The organism is Halomonas sp. CnH100-B (genome assembly GCF_024124605.1).
GTDB lineage: Bacteria > Pseudomonadota > Gammaproteobacteria > Pseudomonadales > Halomonadaceae > Vreelandella.
In genome coordinates, this window is the sequence record NZ_JAMXRX010000004.1 from 379560 (window position 1) to 397839 (window position 18280).

Genomic DNA, 18280 nt, shown 5'->3' on the forward strand with positions numbered 1-18280 from the left:
CGGGGCTAAGCCCGCCGTTCCAGCCACGCAATCAGCTCGGGTAGCTCTTTGACGTGGGCAATGCGATGAACGCGCTCGGGCAGTGCGTGATCGCCGCGCTCGGCCACCCAGGCGGCGTGCATACCGAGCTGCTGGGCGGGAAGCACGTCTTCTGTCCAGGAGTCGCCCACGTGCATGGCGCGCTGCGGTACGGTCTTCAGCCGCTCCAACGCGGTGAGAAAAGGCTTGGGGTCAGGTTTGGGAGCCAGCAGCTCTCCGGCGGCAATCGCTACCGGAAAGTGGGCCGCCAATGGCTGACGCTTGAGATGAATGTTGCCGTTGGTGATCGCCGCGAGCCGATAGCGCTCGGCCAGCGCCGACAGCAGCCCGGCCGCCTCCGGGTGCGGAGTGACCTGCACGCGCAGGCGGTGGAACTCGTTCATGGCGGCGGCAGCCCATAAGAGCGCGGCGCTGCGCGGCAGGCCGCTCGCTTCGAGCTGGTCCTCCAGCGCCCGCAGCCGAAGCCAAGTAAAGTCGCCACGCCGCTCCGGTACTTGGCTGGCCCACTGTTGGCGACGCTGCAAGTAGTCCGCCACCCCCGCCTCGTAGGTAAGCGGCGGCGGTGCCTCCTGACGCGCCGACCGCCATGCCGTGAGCGCGTCCAGCAACCAGCGGTAGTGCCCCTCTTCGGTTTTCAGCATCACCCCCTGGTTGTCCCACAGGGTGTCGTCCAGATCAAAGGTGATGGCGTCTAACGTGATCATGATTCACTCTCACTCGGGCGGCGCTTGGCGCGCGGGTGGGCGGCATCGTAGCTTTCGGCGAGATGCTGCCAATCCAGGCGCGTGTACACCTGGGTCGTGGATAAATTGGCGTGGCCCAGCAGCTCCTGCACGGCGCGCAGATCCTGACTGGATTCCAGCAAATGGCTGGCGAAGGAGTGGCGCAGGCGGTGGGGATGAAGGTGCTCCGGTAGGCCGCGCACCACCGAGAGCTGCGCTAGGCGCTTCTGGATTGCTCGATGCCCCAACCGCTGCCCCCGTTGACCGACGAAGAGCGCCGTTTCAGCGCTGGCCGCCAAACTGGCCCGGCAGGTGAGCCACGCGGTGAGTGCCTGCTGAGCGCGTCGCCCTACGGGCACCTGGCGAGGTTTGCTGCCTTTCCCCATCACCCGCACATGGTTGGCCGCCAACTGGCTCACGTCCAACGCCGCCAGCTCGGCCAAACGCAGACCGCTGGAGTAGAACAGCTCCAGCATGGCCTGGTCACGAAGCGAGAGCGGCGAGCCGTCGTGGGGCGTATCGAGAAAGCGTGCCAGCGCATCCACATCCAGTGGTTTTGGCAGATGGCTGGGCTGTTTGGGGGTGCGCAGCAAACGGATCGGGTTATCCATCAGCACCTGATCCCGTACCAGCGCGTCGGCAAAGCGCGATAGCGCTGCGCGACGGCGGGCCAAGCTGCGCGGCGACAGCCCCCGGCTACGCTCGGCACCAAGGAAAGCCCTTGCCAGCGCCGTGTCCAGCGCGCTGGCCTGGATCACACCTCGCTGTTCGGCAAACTGACAGAATGCGGATAAATCCTGACGATAGGCCGCAACCGTCGCGGGGCTCGCGTGGCTGGCCAGTGTCGCTAAATAGCCCGCCACGGCGTCTACCAGGGTCTCTGGGCTACCCATGGTGCTCCGCACCATGCGGCCCTAACCGCAGCAGCAGTCGGGCGACGATATCGCCCAGGTACTCGGTAAACAGCGTGTCCATGCTGGCGCGATAACACTCGGGGTCGGGGCTGGCGAGCAGTAAATAGCCCAGTTGCTCGCCAGCCGAGAGCCGTGTGATCGCACAGGAGCCTGCCTTGCGGGGCGCCTTGGTGTGGGGCAGCAGGCACTTCCAGTCGCTGACGCTCAGCTTGGCGCAGCGGCTGGTACGGCCATCCAGCAGCGCCGCTAGGCGGGCGCTGGCGTGCTGATCGAGAATATGGCGCGGCGGCTGAGGCGGCGTCGGCTCGGCATCGCTCAACGCAGCGGGGCACCATAAGGCCATTGCCGGGGTTTGGAAACGCTCGCTCAACTGCGTCGCCAGCGCCTGGGCCAGCGCATCGCGATCTTCCGCTTCGACCAGGCTGAGCAGCGTTTCCCGCAGGCGACGGTACTGAGCTTCGTTATGGCGTGCGGTTTCCAACAGATGCTCAAGCCGCCCTTCTGCCGTTTCGGCTCGCTGACGCAGGTCGATCACCAGCCGCTCCAGCAGCGATACCGCGCCATCGATATGGGGATGCGGGACTTTGAGCTGCTGCAGCAGCCCTTCACGGCCAATAAAAAAGTCGGGGTGACGGGCCAGCCAAAACGCCACTTGATCCGGATCGAGCGTTTTGCGCGGCTCAGGAGCTTGAGACATCGCCGTTCTCCTCGAATTAGTTGAGTGATACCCGACCGTCAAATACCCGCGTCGCGGGGCCTACCATGACCAGCGACGCCTCGGGATCCGGCCACTCGATGCTTAACTCGCCGCCGGGCAAATGGACTTTCACCGGACTTTTTAACAGCCCTTGGCGAATACCGCTGGCCACCGCCGCACAGGCGCCCGTGCCACAGGCCAGAGTTTCACCGCTGCCACGCTCGAACACCCGCAGACGAATCTCGCTGGGCGAGACCACCTGCATGAAGCCGACGTTGACCCGCTTGGGAAACCGAGGATGCGACTCCAACAGCGGCCCCAAGCGTTCCACCGGCGCGCGCTCCACGCTTTCGACCTGGAGAACAGCATGCGGATTGCCCATGGAGACCACGCCAAGCTGTAGCGTGTCGCCTTCGACCTCTACCTCGTGCAGCGGCTGGTCCCCCGACGCGTCGAAAGGCAGCGTTGCCGGGTTGAAGCGCGGCCTGCCCATGTCCACCCGCACCATGCCGTCGTGCTGCACGTTGAGCACTAACGGGCCACCGGCGGTTTCCACATGGATTTCATGCTTGTGGGTCAGGCGCTGGTCACGCACGAAGCGGGCAAAGCAGCGCGCGCCGTTACCGCAGTTTTCTACTTCGCTGCCGTCGGCGTTATAGATGCGGTAGCGAAAGTCCATGTCCGGATCGCGGGGCGGCTCGACGATCAGCAGTTGGTCAAAGCCAATGCCAAAGCGCCGGTCCGCCAGCTGACGGATCTGCTCGTCCCGCAGGCGCGCCCGCTGGGTGACCAGGTCCACCACCATGAAGTCGTTGCCCAGGCCGTGCATTTTGGTGAAGTGCAGCAGCATCAGCGTGCCCCTTCCGGCAGCAGCGCCTCGCCGGCCCACAGGCTTTCCAGCGTTTCCCGAGCGCGCACCACGTGGTAGGTGTCACCATCCACCATCACCTCCGGCGGGCGCGGGCGGCTGTTGTAGTTCGAGGCCATGACGAAGCCATACGCCCCGGCCGAGCGCACTGCCAACAGGTCGCCTTCGGCGATAGCAAGCTCGCGCTCTTTGCCTAGGAAGTCACCGGTTTCACACACAGGGCCGACCACGTCGTAGGTGGCGGTATTCCGTACTTGGCGGGTATCCACCGGCACGATGGCCTGCCACGCTTGATAAAGCGCCGGACGAATCAGGTCGTTCATGGCCGCATCGACGATGGCGAAGTTCTTGGTCTCGCCGGGTTTCAAGAACTCTACCCGGGTGAGCATCAATCCGGCGTTGGCCGCAATGGAGCGGCCCGGCTCGAACAGCAGCGTGAGCTGTTCACCGCCTTCCCAGCGGGAGAGACGCGCCAACAGTTGGCTGGCGTAATCGAAGGGCTGGGGTGGCTTCTCGTCCCGGTAGGGGACGCCTAAGCCGCCGCCCAAATCCAGATGGTCGATCTCGATGCCGCGCTCACGCAGGCGCTCCATCAGCACCAGCAGGCGCTCCAGGGCATCCAGGAACGGCGCGGTTTCGGTGAGCTGCGAGCCGATGTGGCAGTCAAGCCCGGTCACCCGCAGGTTGGGCAGGCTAGCGGCCAGCTGGTACACCTCCAGCGCCTCGTCCACCGGAATACCGAACTTGTTGTCCTTCAAGCCGGTGGAAATGTACGGGTGGGTCCCCGCATCCACGTCGGGATTGACGCGCAGCGAGACCGGAGCGACTTTCCCCAGCTCGCCCGCCACGGCGTTCAAGCGCTCGAGTTCCGGGCGCGACTCGACGTTGAAGCATTTGATGCCGACCTCCAGCGCACGCGCCATCTCCTGGGGCTGCTTGGCGACGCCAGAAAACACCACTTTGGCGGGGTCACCACCGGCTTTGAGCACTCGCTCCAGCTCGCCCACGGAGACGATGTCGAACCCGGCGCCTAGGCGCGCCAACAGGCCCAGCACGGCCAGGTTCGAGTTGGCCTTCACCGCGTAGCAAATCAGGTGCGGGTGACCGCCAAGCGCTTCGGTGTAGGCACGAAAGTGGCGCTCCAGGGTCGCTTTGGAGTAGACGTAGCAGGGTGTTCCCAGCTTATCCGCCAGCTGCGTTAACGGTACGTCCTCGGCGTAGAGCACGCCGTCGCGGTAGTTAAAGTGATCCATTACCCCTCCTGCTCGGCGGCCGAATCGGATGTGTCATCAGGCAAATAGAGTGGCCCTTTCTGGCCACAGCCGACGAGTAGCAGCGCGGCCAGCAGCAGCGCGCTAAGTGTGATCGCGTGACGCATCATGACGTACCCTTGAGCGCCGCCAGCGCTTCACGGGCACGGCTGGCCGCCGCGCGCACTTGGTCAGGCGCGGTGCCGCCAATATGGTTACGGGCGGCCACCGAGCCCTCCAGGGTCAGTACGTCAAAGACGTCCTGCGCGATGATATCGGAGAACTGCTGAAGCTCTTCCAGCGTCATTTCAGAGAGGTCCTTCTTGGTTTTCAGGCCGTAGGCGACTGACAAACCAACGATTTCATGGGCATCGCGGAAGGCCACGCCTTTACGCACCAGGTAGTCCGCCAGATCGGTCGCGGTGGAGAAGCCGCGACGCGCCGCTTCGTACATGCTCTCTTTCTTCGGCTCGATGGCAGGCACCATGTCCGCAAAGGCTTTCAGACAGTCGCGCACGGTGTCGACGGCGTCGAACAGCGGCTCTTTGTCTTCCTGGTTGTCCTTGTTGTAGGCCAGCGGCTGCGACTTCATCAGCGTCAGCAGCGCCATCAGATGGCCATACACGCGGCCGGTTTTACCACGCACCAACTCGGGCACGTCGGGGTTCTTCTTCTGCGGCATGATGGAGGAGCCGGTGCAGAAGCGGTCGGGCAGGTCGATGAAGTCGAACTGGGCGCTGGTCCACAGCACCAGCTCTTCGCTCATGCGCGACAGGTGCATGAGCAGAATGCTGGCAAAGCTGGTGAATTCGATGGCGAAGTCGCGATCCGACACCGCATCCAGCGAGTTTTCCGCCGGGCGGTCGAAGCCGAGCAACTCGGCGGTTACGTGGCGGTCGATGGGGTACGTCGTGCCCGCCAGGGCGGCGGCACCCAGCGGCATCACGTTCACACGCTTGCGGCAATCCAGCAGGCGCTCGTGGTCACGGGCCAGCATCTCTTGCCACGCCAGCAGGTGATGGCCAAAAGTGACCGGCTGGGCGGTTTGCAGATGGGTGAAGCCCGGCATGATAGTGTCGGCTTCGCGCTCGGCAAGTTCGATCATGCCCTCGCGCAGGCGTGTCAGCTCCGCTTCGATCACGTCGATCTCATCGCGCATGAACAGGCGAATGTCGGTCGCGACCTGGTCGTTGCGCGAGCGGCCGGTGTGCAGCTTCTTGCCGGTAATGCCGATTTTGTCGGTCAGGCGTGCTTCGATGTTCATGTGCACGTCTTCCAGCGGCACCGACCAGTTGAACTCGCCCCGCTCGATTTCGCCCTGGATCTCGGTCAAGCCGTTGATGATGGCATCACGCTCGTCGTCGGTCAGCACGCCCACTCGCGCCAGCATGGTGGCGTGGGCGATCGAGCCCTGAATATCCTGGCGCGCCAGGCGCTGGTCGAAGGTCACAGACGCGGTAAAGCGCGCAACAAAGGCATCGGTGGGCTCGCTGAAGCGACCGCCCCAAGACTGGTTCGTAGCTTGGCTCATCGGTGAGATATCCTGCTGACAAATCTAATGGAGTCGTTAAGAGAAAGTGTACCAGAGTCACTGCGTGGAGCGGCATGCCATTTGCGATCGCACCCCTTACGAGGTCGGGGCGGCGGGGCTGGTGGTGTCCACCGGCGACTCCAAAAAGTGCCGAAGCGCGCTCAGCGACATCGGGCGGGCGAAGTAGTAGCCCTGGAAGTGGTCACACTGCAGAGTGCGCAGGTGATGAAACTGTTCGGCGGTTTCGATGCCTTCGACGAGCACCTCCAGCCCCAGCTTGTCGGCCATGGTGACCACGCCCTCGACAATGGCCGCGTCGCGGGAGTCCGTGGCCACGTCGCGCACGAACGAACGGTCGACTTTCAGCTTGTTGATCGGCAGTCGTTTCAGGTAACTCAGGCTGGAGAAGCCGGTGCCGAAGTCGTCGAGCGCGATGTGAACGCCCAGCTGGCGCAGCGCTTGCAGGGCTTGAATGGTGTGCTCGGCACTATCCATCAACACGCCTTCGGTCAGCTCCAACTCCAACAAGGCCGGCGGTAAACCGCTGCGCGCCAGCACCTGCTGTACGGAATCCAAAAAGCCCGGACGCTGAAACTGCATGGGCGACACGTTGATCGCCATGGTCATGGGTGCCGCGCTTTGTGCATTGAGCGCGACCGCGTCACGACAGGCCGTTTCCAGCACCCACTCACTGATCGGGATGATTTGACCGGTATCCTCGGCCAGAGCAATGAACTGACCCGGCGGAATGTTGCCACGCTCGGGGTGGTGCCACCGAATGAGCGCTTCGACCCCGGCGACGCGACCGCTGTGATGTATCTGCGGCTGGTAATGGAGCTCGAACTGCTGCTGTTCGATGGCCTGCTGCAGCGCATGGCGCAGATTGACCCGTTCGGTCACCTTGCGGTTCAGCTCGTCGGTATACCACTGGAAGGTGTTACGCCCCCGCCGCTTGGCTTTATACATGGCAAGATCGGCTTGTTGAATCAGTTGGCGGGGCGCTTGAATCGTCCCATCGTCGGTGGCGATGCCGATACTGGCGGTAATGCGTAGCTCGCTACCACGATACCAATAGGGGGCCGACACTCTCGCCAGCAGCCGCTCGACCACCTGCAGCACGTCATCTTCGTGGGCCAAGTCCGGCAGCAGCACGATGAATTCGTCGCCTCCAAAGCGCGCTACGGTATCCCAAGGGCGCAGCTCTTCCTCCAGGCGCTTGGCGACGTCGCGCAGGATATAGTCGCCCACTTCATGGCCCAGAGTGTCGTTGATCGGTTTGAAGTCATCCAGATCGATGAACAGTACGGCCAAGTACCGGTGATAGCGCCGGGCCAGCAAGCAGCCTTGATCGAGACGCTGGTCGAGCATGAGCCGGTTGGGCAGCCCGGTCAGCGCGTCGTGGTTGGCGTTATGACTCAGCTGAGCCTGGTACTCTCGCTGGGCGGTAATGTCGTTTTGCGCGCCGATGAAGTGCGTCACGACGCCCCCCTCATCGCGCACTGGTGAAATATAGAGGTCGTTCCAGAAAGGAGCGCCGCTGCGGCGATAGTTACGAATCACCACGTGGACATCGCGCTGCGCTTTGATGCCCTCACGCAGCTGCGCCAGGGTAGCGGGGTCGGTATCGGTGCCCTGTAAAAAGCGGCAGTTGCGACCCAGAGCATCCTCGCGGGAGTACCCGGTAATGCGCTCAAACGCGGCATTGACGTAGACCATGGGCAAATCGGGACGCTGGGCATCCACGATCACCACCCCGTTGGTGCTGGACTCCACGCTGCGCTCCAACAGCGTCAGCTGCCGCTCGGTATCTTTGCGTTCGGTGATGTCCTGGGTCGACCCCTGCACCTGAATGATCTGCCCCAGCTCATCGCGCACGGCACGGCCAATCACCCGCACCCAGCGCCGCCGTCCTCGCTGGGTAATGATTTCGAACTCTTCATCGAAGCTTACCCCCTGCTCGCAGCAGGCGGAGAAGACGGCTTGCAGACGCGGCCGCGCGCTGGGAGTGTAAAACCCAATGGCTTCTTCCAAAGTAGGCTGATGCCCCACCGGCATATCGTGCAGACGGCACACCTCCTCGGACCAGATGGGCAGCCCCACCGCCATGTCCAAATACCAACCGCCGATATGCGCCGTTTCACCGGCAATGCGAAACAGGCGCTGGTTGCGCCTAAGCTGCTTCTCCACCGCTTTGCGCCGGGTAATGTCCCGCGCGATGACGTAGATCACCTGATCACCGGCGGAGGCCGACACTTCCAACCAAACCCGCTTACCGTCTAACGTCAGCGCGCACACGTCGAAAGCACTGACCTTCTCCCCGCGGCACAAGCTTGCCAGCGCCGCTTCGATCACGGGATGATCACGCGTCTCGATCACGACACCGCACGGCTTTCCCAGGAGGGCGTCCGCTGAGTAGCCGAGCAGCGTCTCGAAGGTGGGATTGACGCTGAGCAGCGTACCCGCAAAGTCAATGCAACAGAACAAATCCTGCGAGAGCAGGAAGAACTGGTCGAGCTTGCCTTGCGGTTCAGCGAGGGGCATGGCGTTTCCTAAATAGGCGTTCAACGCATTCAGTGCTGGCCTTAAATATGGCCGGTTATTTTTACTGTGTGGCTGGGTGCTTTATGATGAGAATTATCACAGTTCGACGCGCCGTGTCAGCGGCAAAGGGAGAATCAGGTGTCATCCATCACTAAATTGCGCATTGCCACGCGTAAAAGTCAGTTGGCCATGTGGCAGGCCGAGTACGTCCGCGACCGCTTGATGGCGGCACATAGCGGTCTGGAAGTTGAGCTTGTCCCCCTCTCCACCAAAGGTGACAAAATTCTCGATACGCCTCTCTCCAAAATTGGCGGGAAAGGGCTATTCGTCAAGGAGCTCGAAGACGCCATGCTGGATGGGCGCGCCGACATTGCCGTGCATTCGATGAAAGACGTGCCGATGCACTTTCCAGAAGGCTTGGGGCTCTCGGTGATTTTAGAAGGGGCAGATCCCACCGATGCGTTTGTGTCCAATCACTATAACAGTATCGACGAGCTGCCCGAAGGTGCACGTATCGGCACCGCCAGCCTGCGCCGTGGCCTGCAAATGCGCGAAGCACGCCCGGATCTCCAGATTCTCAACCTGCGCGGTAACGTACAAACCCGTCTTGGCAAGCTCGACGACGGCGAATTCGATGCCATTATCCTGGCGACCTCCGGCCTGCAGCGTTTGGGTCTCGACGCACGGATCGCGCAAGCGCTGCCTCCCGAAATCTGCCTGCCTGCCTGTGGCCAAGGCGCGCTGGGCATCGAGTGCCGCCTGCACGACCCCGAGCTGATTGCGCTGCTGGCCCCCTTGGACGACCAGGACACCGCCACCCGCGTGCGCGCCGAGCGCGCCATGAATACCCGCCTGGAAGGCGGCTGCCAAGTGCCCATTGCCGGGCATGCCATTCTGGATAAAGCCAACGACACCCTGTGGCTACGCGGGCTTGTCGGTAACCCCGAAGGCACGGAAGTGCTGCGCGCCGAAGGCCGTGGTTCTATCCACGAGCCGGAAGCGCTCGGTATTCGGATTGCCGAAGAGCTGCTGGATCAAGGCGCTGGCGATATCCTGGCCGAGGTGTACGGCCGCCACGTATGAACCAACCGGTACTGATTTGCCGCCCCGGAGAGCGGGGGCAAGCCCTGGCGGATGCCTTACGCGAACGCCATGGCTGGGTGGAGCCGCTTGACATGATGCGCCTGGAGACGCTGCCTGAAGAGGCCGCCCAGCGCCAAGTCTGGTTGGATATTGATCAGTACCATAAGATAGTGGTGGTCAGCCCCTTCGCTGCGCACTGTTTGAGCGAGGCGCTGGATCGCTACTGGCCCCAACTCCCCGTCGGGATTGATTACTATAGCGTTGGACGGGGCACTGCCAGCATACTGTCCGATCAGCTTGGGGTGCGGGTGCGTATTCCTTCGCCCCAACAGGGGGAGGACACCAGTGAAGCGCTGCTCTCGCTGGCATCGCTTCGCCAGTTGACGCACCAGCGCGTACTGCTGGTGGCAGGCGAAGGGGGTCGCACGCTAATCGCCGACACCCTGGCGGCACGCGGCGCCCAGGTGACTCGTTTGGCGGTCTACCGGCGAACGTATCAGCCGCCGCCCCCCGCCCTGCGCGAGCGCCTACACAGTGGCGACTACCGGGCGCTGATCGTCACCAGCGGCGAACTGCTTGAATATCTGGCAAAATGGTGTGGTCCAGCAGCGTTGAACCAACCGCTAATCGTTTCCAGTCACCGTTTAGCTACACTGGCCGGTAAACTGGGTTTTTGTGACCTCAAGATGGCGTCGGGAGCAACGCCGGCTGCGCTGGTGGCCGCGTTGGATCGGTCCTGCAACCCATAGGGTGCCGATGTCGATCAAGGAACTTAATAAGGGCTAGCGACAGATGAGCAAACAACCAAACGAGCAGGAAGGCGTCAACAACACGTCTGCCGATGCATCCCAAGCGAGCACGCCGTCGAGCGATACTGCGGCCTCCTCGGCGAAAAGCGAGTCGACTGCTGGCAGCGCCTCCTCGTCTTACGCGGCCAAAAATAGCCGCTCGCGCCGCCGTAACAAAGGTGGCCCGACTAATTCCCACACGAGCGCATCCAGCGCCAGTGCAACCACGTCCAGCCCCGCTCAGGAAAGCGCCTCTAAACAGACAAGCGCCCCTAACGATACCAAAGCGACGGCAGCAGATACCAAACCGACTGCCACAGCTAGGCCTGCAGCGTCCACATCTGCTAAAAGTGGCAACACATCCGCTACGGGCAGCACAGGCAAACCGACGCCGCCCACTTCTACCGGTGGTGGTGGCAGCAAAGGTGGCGGCGTAGCCCTTGCCCTGGTGATTATCCTGGCACTCGCCCTGGGGCTGGTCGCTTGGCAAGGATGGCAGCGCCTGGATAGTCAGCAGCAGCGCTTGGATGAGCTGGCACAGCAAGCGCAAAACAGCGCCTCCCAGCAAGCCGTCAGCGAGCTTGAAACACGTATCGATGAAGGCGAAGCCGAACGTAGCCGGGCACTAGACAGCACCATGAGCGAACTGCGTAGCGAGCTGGATAGCTACCGCAGCGAAGTGAACGGCACGCTGGACGACGTACTGGCACAGCTTTCTCAAGAGCAGGACACCGACGAGCGCGACTGGCTCCACGCCGAAGCCGCCTACCTGCTGCGCTTGGCGAACCAGCGCCTACAGCTGGAAGGTGACGTAGAGGGTGCTGCCGCCCTACTGCGCACTGCCGATGCCCGCCTAGCCGATGCCGATAACCCGGCACTGACGCCCGTGCGTCGCGAGATTGCCAACGAGCTCGCCGCGCTGGATGCCGTGCCTCAAGTGGACCGCACCGGTATTTACTTGGCCCTGAATGCCCAGCAAGAGCGCGTGGCAGGTCTACGTCTGTCTCAAGAAATCGAAGAGCGCGCCGTGACGTCGAGCATCGAACAGCCGCCTACCGGCACGTTCCAGCGCCAGCTTGCCCGGTTCGGTGAAGAGCTCAAAGACCTCGTCGTCATTCGTCAGCACGATGAAGCACTGGAAGCGCTGATCACCCCTGAACAAGAGTCCTATCTGCGCCAGAGCCTGCGCCTGATTCTTGAGCAGTCTCAGCTAGCGCTGCTTAAAGAGGAGCCGGAGCTGTACGAAGCGAGCATCGACAAAGCTCTGGAACTGCTGAACGGCTACTACGACACCGAGCGTGAAGAGACCCAGAGCGTGATTGCCCGCCTGCAAGAGCTGAAACAGGTTCAGGTACAGCCCGAGCTGCCGGACATCAGCGCCTCTCAACAAGCGCTGGCCAGCTTCATCGACAATCGCTTCGAGTCGCGCCGTCAGGATGGAGGTGATGCATGAGAAAACTCATCCTGCTAATTGTTGCGGGCCTTGCGGTTGGCGCACTCTTCGGGCACCTGATGATGTCGGTGCCCGGCTATTGGCTGATTCGGGTCGGTGACACGTCGGTTCAAACCTCGTTCTGGTTTGGTCTGGTGCTGTTGCTGGGTGCCTTTATTGTGCTGCACTTCGCGCTGCGCCTGCTCACCGGCATTATTCGCCCAGTGGGTCGTTTCCGCACCTGGAACAGCCGTGCCCGTAACCGTCGCGCCATGAAACGCACCGTGCGCGGCTTGGTGGCGCTCACTGAAGGCCGCTGGAAGAAAGCGGAGAAAACCTTGGTGCGCGCCGCCGACGACTCCAGCACGCCGCTGGTGAACTACCTATCGGCCGCGTTGGCCGCTCACTACCAGGGCCACCACGAGAAGTCTCAAGAGCATCTGAACCAGGCCCAGCTGACCACCGACGGTGCGGATACCGCCATTGGCTTGATGCAGGCACAGTTGATGATCGACCGCCAGCAGCCGGAAGAGGCCCTGGCGATTCTCAATCGCCTGGATAAGCAGCTCACCAATCATCCTCAGGTACTGAAGCTTCTGAAGCAGGTACACCTGAGCGTCAACGATTGGGAAGGCCTGCGTCGCCTGATTCCACGCTTGGCCGCGCAAAAGCTCATCACGCAGCAGGAGCGCGAACAGCTGGAGTTCAAAGCGTATCGCGAGCTGATCATCTTCGAAGCGAAGAACCCTACCAATATCGAACGGGTTCGCGGGCTGTGGGCGGATATGCCCGACTACCTGCGCGGCAATACCGAGCTGATCGTGCTCTATACCGAGGCACTGCTACACGCCAACGAAGAGCCGATTGCCGAGCGTTTGCTGAACCACTCGCTGGATAACCACTGGGACGCCCGCTTGGTCAAGCGCTACGGTCTGCTCAACGTGGATGCCGCTCGCCAGCTGGCCAAGGCCGAAAAGTGGCTGCAAGAGCGCCCCAACGACCCCGAACTGCTGCTCGCCTGTGGCCGCCTGTCGCTGCGTGTAGGGCAGTGGGAAAAAGCGCTGGAGTACTTTGAAGCCAGCCAGCGCCAGCGCCCCAATGGCGAAGTGTGTGCCGAGCTTGCCCGCCTCTACGCAAGCCTAGGCGAGCACAACAAGAGCCAGCTCTACTATCGTCACAGTGTGGATATGCTCGCCAAATCTCTGCCATCGCTGCCCCAACCCAGCGATGCCAGTGACAGCACGCAAAGCGATAAGAAGGCAGCGAAAAAGACGGCGTAACCGCCTTCTTTAACGCAAAAAGGGTGCCCACGGGCACCCTTTTTTTTATGACGCTTCGCTACACGCTCTCGGCAGGCTTCTCTGGGGCCGCTGTCTGCAGCTCAGACGTACAGTGACCACAGCGGACGGCCTTGATCGGCACCACCATAAAACAGTACGGGCAGGGCTTTTCGGTCGGGTCTGCCGGTGCTACCGCCTCTTCGCGCTTTAAGCGGTTGATGGTACGCACCAGCAAAAACACCACGAACGCGACGATGGAGAAGCTCACCACCGCGTTGATAAACAGCCCCACGTTCAGCGTCACCGCCCCCGCCGCTTGAGCTTCCGCCAAGGTGGCATAGGGCGCTCCCGCCACGCCTTCCCGCAATACAACAAACAGATTCGAAAAATCGATCCCACCCACCAACAGGCCAATCAGCGGATTCATCACGTCTTTGACAAGGCTTTGCACGATCAGCGTAAACGCCCCGCCAATGATGATACCCACCGCCATATCAATCACATTGCCCTTAACGGCAAACTCGCGGAATTCCCGGAAAAATTTAGCCATACGCCTTTTAACCTCACCAAGCCAATGAAACGCCAAGGGCTAAGTTGTCCTGAGAGAAGAATGGGCCAAGGCGACAAACGCGGCAAGAGGTGAGCAAGGCGCGACGCGGATCACTGCTTGAAGGCCGCCATCACTGCGTCCAATGCAGCCTTGTATCCCTGAACCCCCAGGCCCGCAATTACGCCGTCTGCCCGTAGCGAAACATAGGAGTGGTGGCGAAACGCCTCGCGCTTGTGCACGTTAGAGAGGTGGACTTCGATGACTTGGCCATCAAAGGCGTTCAACGCATCGAGAATCGCCACCGAGGTATGGGTATAAGCCGCCGGATTGATGATGATGGCCTGCGTGCCATCCACCCTCGCTGCGTGGATGGCGTCGATGAGTGCGCCTTCATGGTTACTTTGCAGGCAGGTGATCTCCCAGCCTGCCATGACCGCTTTTTCACGCAGCAGGTTGTTCACATCATCGAGTGTGTCATAGCCATAAATCTCTGGCTGTCGCGTGCCTAATAAATTGAGATTAGGCCCATGTAACACCAATACTTTGCCCTGCTGCATAGCGCTCTCCTGCGGTGATGTGGTTAGCCGTGTTGCGTTTGTCGCCTCGTTCTAACACCTTCCCGCAAGCACCGCCAGCGCCTTGTCCAGGGATGCCTGCTGACGGCGTGCATACAGCGCGATTTCATCAATTACAGAAGCTCCCAGGTCACGCTCGAACTGAGCTTGGTTGGCTTGGCTGGCGTATTCGTCGCGCTGCTCGCCGCCCAGGTTCGACTGGAAGATGCCCGCCGCGCTAACCGGCAGGAAGTCCTCATAAATCATGGGCTGGCAAGTCAGCGCGCCTTGCTCGATGAGTGCTTCAAGGGTATCCGCGTTAATCTGCGCGGGTAGTGATGCAGTGGTACCCGGCACGGCGTGATAGTGGAAGAACGCCAGCCCTTCACGACGTAGCGTGGCGTGGTCGTCTGGGAATGCTTGGAACACTTCCGCCAACTGCGCCTGATGAGCGCTGTTATCTTTAGCGGGAGGCAACTGCTGCGACTGGGCCAGCAGGCGGTCGTATAACGCACGCCCTTTCTGGGTGAGGGCAACGCCGCGCTGCTCGATTTCACCGAAGCGGGCGGTGTGATGCCCCGCCACGCTGTCGGCAAAGGTAATGGTCTCTTCCAGCGCTTTGAAACTGGTTTGGCGCAGTAGAATCGGGCAGCGGCGACGGGGCGGGCCTTCGATTACCGCCTTGGGGTCGATGCCAACGTTCGGCATCTGCTGCTGTACTGCATCAATATCCAAAGTGCGCGGGGTTAAATGGTTGATATGCGGGCCACGAAAGCTCACCACGTCGGCAATAAGCCGATGCTCCTGGTGTAAACGGTCATAGGTGGCGCGATCCACGGTGGCATCGTGATGCCAGCGAAACGTATCTAGCGCGGCCTGCACGAATGCCTTGGCATCGGCCGCGTTTAGGCCACCTTGCGCTTCACAGCGGGCGATCAGCGCCTGGGCCGCGGGCGTGACGATCTCACGGCGAGAGAGAATGTCCCGCGCCTGCTCACGCAGCTGTGGGTTCTCGATGAGCTCAAGGCGCAGCAGCGAGGTAAAGACGCGGAAGGGATTGCGCTTCAAGGCGTCATCATCCACCGGGCGAAACGCCGTGGAGTGAACCGGCACACCGGCGGCGGCCAAGTCGTAATACCCCACGGGGTGCATGCCCATCACCGCAAACATACGTCGCAGCAGTGACAGCTCTTCAGGCAAACCAACGCGGATCGCTCCATGCCGCTCAACGCTAAGGCGCGCTAGCTCGTCCGATGCTTCGAGTGTGTGGGCTAAGGTGGCATTTTGGGCCAAGACATCACGATTCACGCTCTCCACCAGCGAGAGCAACGTGCCGTATTGCGGCACTTCCTGTTGATACATCGCCGACATCGCTTTGGAAAACTGATCGCGAATATCGTCGACACTTACATAAGCAGCATCCATGGGGCGTCCTGTTGGTCATCTTGTGGGGGTTATGACGATTACCATAGTAGCGCTGCAGCGACGGGGAAAATTGCATAAATTTGGCCGTTATCTTCATTAACACGCCTTGAGCCCCCGCCACAGCCCATGGTGTTACGGTTACACTAAGCCTTTCTGTTTCGACAATTCTACGCTTCGACAAAGGCCACCGTTTAGATGACTGCCTCACGCTCGCCGCTACCGCTCTATCTGGGCTTGCCCATGTGGGCCAACCAGGATTGGCAGGGCAGCCTCTACCCGCGCCAAGCCAAAACCGACTTGCTCAGTGATTACGCCGCGGTGTTTTCCAGCGTGGAGGGCAATACGACGTTTTACAGCGGCGCCCCCAAGCCCGATACCATCGCTGCCTGGGCGCGCCAAGCACCCGCCCATTTTCGCTTTTGCTTTAAACTGCCCGCCAGCGTGACGCACGACCAGCGGCTCGGCAGTTTAGCCTCTGCTTGGGAGTTCATAGAGGCACTGACGCCGCTCCATGACCGGCTTGGCCCGACCATGGTCCAACTGCCGCGTGATTTCGGCCCCTCAGAGCTGCCTAAACTCGAAGCCTTGCTCGCCCACTGGCCAACGCAGCTACCCTGCGCTGTCGAGGTGCGCCATCCTGTTTTTTTCCACAAAGGTGAGGAGGAGAAAGCCCTCAACCGATTGTTGATAACTTATGGGGCCAACCGCGTAATGCTGGATGTGCGGCCTGTGTTCTCGACCCCTGCCAACGGCCATCCGGGTCTTGCTCACGCTCAGCAGGAAAAACCGAAACTCCCGTTACACGTGCTCTCCACGGCAGAGCAACCGATTATTCGCTTCATCGGCCATATTGACAAAACCATCAATACTCGCTACTTCGCGCCGTGGATAGAGCGCCTAAAGCTGTGGATAAGTCAGGGGAAAACCCCTTTCTTATTTGTGCATACAGCAGATAACCGCGAGTCGCCCGAGATGGCGCGCGCGCTCTACGGCCTTCTTCAACAGCAGATGGCACTGCCTGCGCTTGAAGCCTTCGCCAACGAGAAGCAGAGCCAGCTATTTTAGGCCGTCTTTTTAGGCCGGCTGACTGGCAAGCCCTAGCATGATCGGATAAATTGCGCGTTCTTTCGGAAAAGTACGCTGGCAATTTCTCTATTTCCGAAAATCGGCGCAGCACGCCGATAACGACTCATTACAATTGAACGTAACACAGGTGATTTATGGCAAAACTTGCACATGCACAGTGGTCATCGCGTATGACCTTTGTGCTGGCCGCAGCGGGTTCAGCGGTTGGCTTAGGGAATATTTGGAAGTTCCCTTATATGGTGGGCGAAAGCGGCGGGGCTGCTTTCGTATTTGTTTATCTGCTTTGTATTGGGCTCATTGGCTTGCCCATTCTTGTCTCTGAGTGGCTTATCGGGCGGCGCGGTCAGAAGAACCCCGCAAGCACGATGTCCGAGCTGGCACGCCAAGCCAATAAATCCAGTATGTGGGCCGTGGTAGGCATCAGCGGCATCATTGGGGCGTTTTTAATTCTGTCGTTCTATAGCGTGATTGGCGGCTGGTCGCTCTACTACACCCTGAACTCCGTCACTGGCACCTTCAGCGGTCAAGATGCTGACGGCATCGGCGCGCTGTTTAATGGCATGCTCAGCAATCCTGGACTGCTGTTGCTCGGTCACTCGGCTTTCATGCTGTTGGTCATTGGCATTGTGGCTCAGGGTGTCACGAAGGGGCTTGAAGGCGCTGTGCGCATCTTGATGCCGGTGCTGGCGCTTCTGCTGGTCGTGCTGATCGGTTATGGCATGTCGACCGGCCATTTCGGCCAGGCGCTGGTATACATGTTCAACCCGGATTGGAGCAAGCTAAGCGCAGAGACGGTACTGGCCGCGTTAGGGCACGCTTTCTTCACGCTTTCGCTGGGTATGGGCATTATGATGGCGTATGGCTCTTACTTGGGCAAAGAGATCAACCTGATTCAAACCGCTCGTACCGTCATCATTATGGATACGGTGATCGCTCTCGGCGCAGGTCTTGCGATCTTCCCCATCGTGTTTGCGAACAACCTTGACCTAGCCTCGGGCCCAGGACTGATCTTCGTCACACTGCCCTTGGCATTTGGCAATATGGACGGCGGCTCTCTGCTCGGTTTGATGTTCTTCCTATTGCTCACTTTTGCGGCTCTGACGTCAGCCATTTCGCTGCTTGAGCCGGTGGTGGAGCTGATTGAAGAGCGCACTCCGCTGTCTCGCGTGGTCGCGACGATTGTTGCCGGTGTGGGGGCTTGGGCACTAGGTATTGCAGCCCTACTCTCCTTCAACGTATGGAGCGAGCCGCTCATGTTCGGCATGGGCGTGTTCGATTTGCTAGATACGCTGACCAGCAAAATCATGCTGCCGCTTACCGGTTTGGGCGCAATTCTCTTCGCTGCGTGGTGCTTAGAGCGCAAAAGCGTTGAGGCCGAACTTGGGCTGTCAGCCACGGGCGTCAGCGTATGGAACATCATCGCGCGCTATGTAGCGCCCGCGGGTGTCATCGCTGTCTTCGTCACAGGCTTGATCTAAGCCGTCACGGCCCCGCTAGCTGGCGGGGCTGTTCTATCGCAC

The 18280-nt window shown here is 61.0% G+C and carries 17 protein-coding genes; 6 read left to right on the forward strand and 11 right to left on the reverse strand.

Annotation, left to right across the window (positions count from 1 at the left end):
- Positions 1–5: 5 nt before the first annotated feature.
- The 8 genes from NH398_RS11385 to NH398_RS11420 all read right to left on the reverse strand — a co-directional run bounded on the left by NH398_RS11385 (position 6) and on the right by NH398_RS11420 (position 8562).
- Complete coding sequence (locus NH398_RS11385; RefSeq protein ID WP_253018637.1) at positions 6–743, reverse strand: HAD family hydrolase; 738 nt, start codon at positions 741–743, stop codon at positions 6–8.
- Complete coding sequence (locus tag NH398_RS11390) at positions 740–1654, reverse strand: tyrosine recombinase XerC (protein WP_253018639.1); 915 nt, start codon at positions 1652–1654, stop codon at positions 740–742. Before NH398_RS11390 ends, NH398_RS11385 begins: the two co-directional genes overlap by 4 nt.
- Complete coding sequence (locus NH398_RS11395; RefSeq protein ID WP_159343545.1) at positions 1647–2372, reverse strand: DUF484 family protein; 726 nt, start codon at positions 2370–2372, stop codon at positions 1647–1649. The genes NH398_RS11390 and NH398_RS11395 overlap by 8 nt, the downstream gene beginning before the upstream one ends.
- A 16-nt stretch (positions 2373–2388) precedes the next feature.
- On the reverse strand, positions 2389–3222 hold the full coding sequence (gene dapF / locus NH398_RS11400) for a diaminopimelate epimerase (RefSeq protein ID WP_253018641.1): 834 nt from the start codon (positions 3220–3222) through the stop codon (positions 2389–2391).
- Entirely contained in the window at positions 3222–4493 is a 1272-nt protein-coding gene (gene lysA, locus NH398_RS11405; RefSeq protein WP_253018643.1) for a diaminopimelate decarboxylase, read from the reverse strand. Before lysA ends, dapF begins: the two co-directional genes overlap by 1 nt.
- Positions 4493–4618: a lipoprotein gene (locus NH398_RS11410; RefSeq protein WP_217353013.1), complete on the reverse strand. Its 126-nt coding sequence runs from the start codon at positions 4616–4618 to the stop codon at positions 4493–4495. Before NH398_RS11410 ends, lysA begins: the two co-directional genes overlap by 1 nt.
- Positions 4618–6021: an argininosuccinate lyase gene (gene argH / locus NH398_RS11415; protein ID WP_253018645.1), complete on the reverse strand. Its 1404-nt coding sequence runs from the start codon at positions 6019–6021 to the stop codon at positions 4618–4620. Before argH ends, NH398_RS11410 begins: the two co-directional genes overlap by 1 nt.
- 96 nt (positions 6022–6117) lie before the next feature.
- The gene (locus NH398_RS11420) at positions 6118–8562 is read right to left on the reverse strand and encodes an EAL domain-containing protein (protein WP_253018647.1); all 2445 of its coding nucleotides are present in this window, start codon (positions 8560–8562) and stop codon (positions 6118–6120) included.
- 138 nt (positions 8563–8700) lie between these two features.
- Here NH398_RS11420 and hemC point away from each other — a divergent pair, with 138 nt between their 5' ends.
- The 4 genes from hemC to NH398_RS11440 are packed head-to-tail and all read left to right on the forward strand — an operon-like array spanning position 8701 to position 13145.
- Complete coding sequence (gene hemC, locus NH398_RS11425) at positions 8701–9645, forward strand: hydroxymethylbilane synthase (RefSeq protein WP_253018649.1); 945 nt, start codon at positions 8701–8703, stop codon at positions 9643–9645.
- Positions 9642–10394, forward strand: coding sequence for a uroporphyrinogen-III synthase (locus tag NH398_RS11430; RefSeq protein WP_253018651.1), 753 nt, complete (start codon positions 9642–9644; stop codon positions 10392–10394). Before hemC ends, NH398_RS11430 begins: the two co-directional genes overlap by 4 nt.
- 43 nt (positions 10395–10437) lie before the next feature.
- The gene (locus NH398_RS11435; RefSeq protein WP_253018653.1) at positions 10438–11886 is read left to right on the forward strand and encodes a uroporphyrinogen-III C-methyltransferase; all 1449 of its coding nucleotides are present in this window, start codon (positions 10438–10440) and stop codon (positions 11884–11886) included.
- A complete protein-coding gene (locus tag NH398_RS11440) occupies positions 11883–13145 on the forward strand; it encodes a heme biosynthesis HemY N-terminal domain-containing protein (protein WP_159343553.1) in 1263 nt (420 codons plus the stop codon). The genes NH398_RS11435 and NH398_RS11440 overlap by 4 nt, the downstream gene beginning before the upstream one ends.
- Before the next feature lie 58 nt (positions 13146–13203).
- Here the strand turns inward: NH398_RS11440 and mscL are convergent, their stop codons facing one another.
- The 3 genes from mscL to NH398_RS11455 all read right to left on the reverse strand — a co-directional run bounded on the left by mscL (position 13204) and on the right by NH398_RS11455 (position 15674).
- Positions 13204–13695 (reverse strand): large conductance mechanosensitive channel protein MscL, encoded by a 492-nt coding sequence (gene mscL / locus NH398_RS11445; RefSeq protein WP_159343554.1) that lies wholly within the window; start codon positions 13693–13695, stop codon positions 13204–13206.
- Positions 13696–13805: 110 nt separating this feature from the next.
- Positions 13806–14252, reverse strand: coding sequence for a type II 3-dehydroquinate dehydratase (gene aroQ, locus NH398_RS11450; RefSeq protein WP_253018655.1), 447 nt, complete (start codon positions 14250–14252; stop codon positions 13806–13808).
- 51 nt (positions 14253–14303) lie between these two features.
- Positions 14304–15674: a VOC family protein gene (locus tag NH398_RS11455; protein WP_253018657.1), complete on the reverse strand. Its 1371-nt coding sequence runs from the start codon at positions 15672–15674 to the stop codon at positions 14304–14306.
- A 195-nt stretch (positions 15675–15869) separates the two neighbouring features.
- On the opposite strand from NH398_RS11455, the gene NH398_RS11460 reads away from it, so the two are divergent.
- Positions 15870–16739: a DUF72 domain-containing protein gene (locus NH398_RS11460; protein WP_159343586.1), complete on the forward strand. Its 870-nt coding sequence runs from the start codon at positions 15870–15872 to the stop codon at positions 16737–16739.
- 155 nt (positions 16740–16894) lie between these two features.
- Positions 16895–18238, forward strand: a complete 1344-nt coding sequence (locus NH398_RS11465; protein WP_253018659.1) for a sodium-dependent transporter — start codon at positions 16895–16897, stop codon at positions 18236–18238.
- Positions 18239–18280 lie beyond the last annotated feature (42 nt).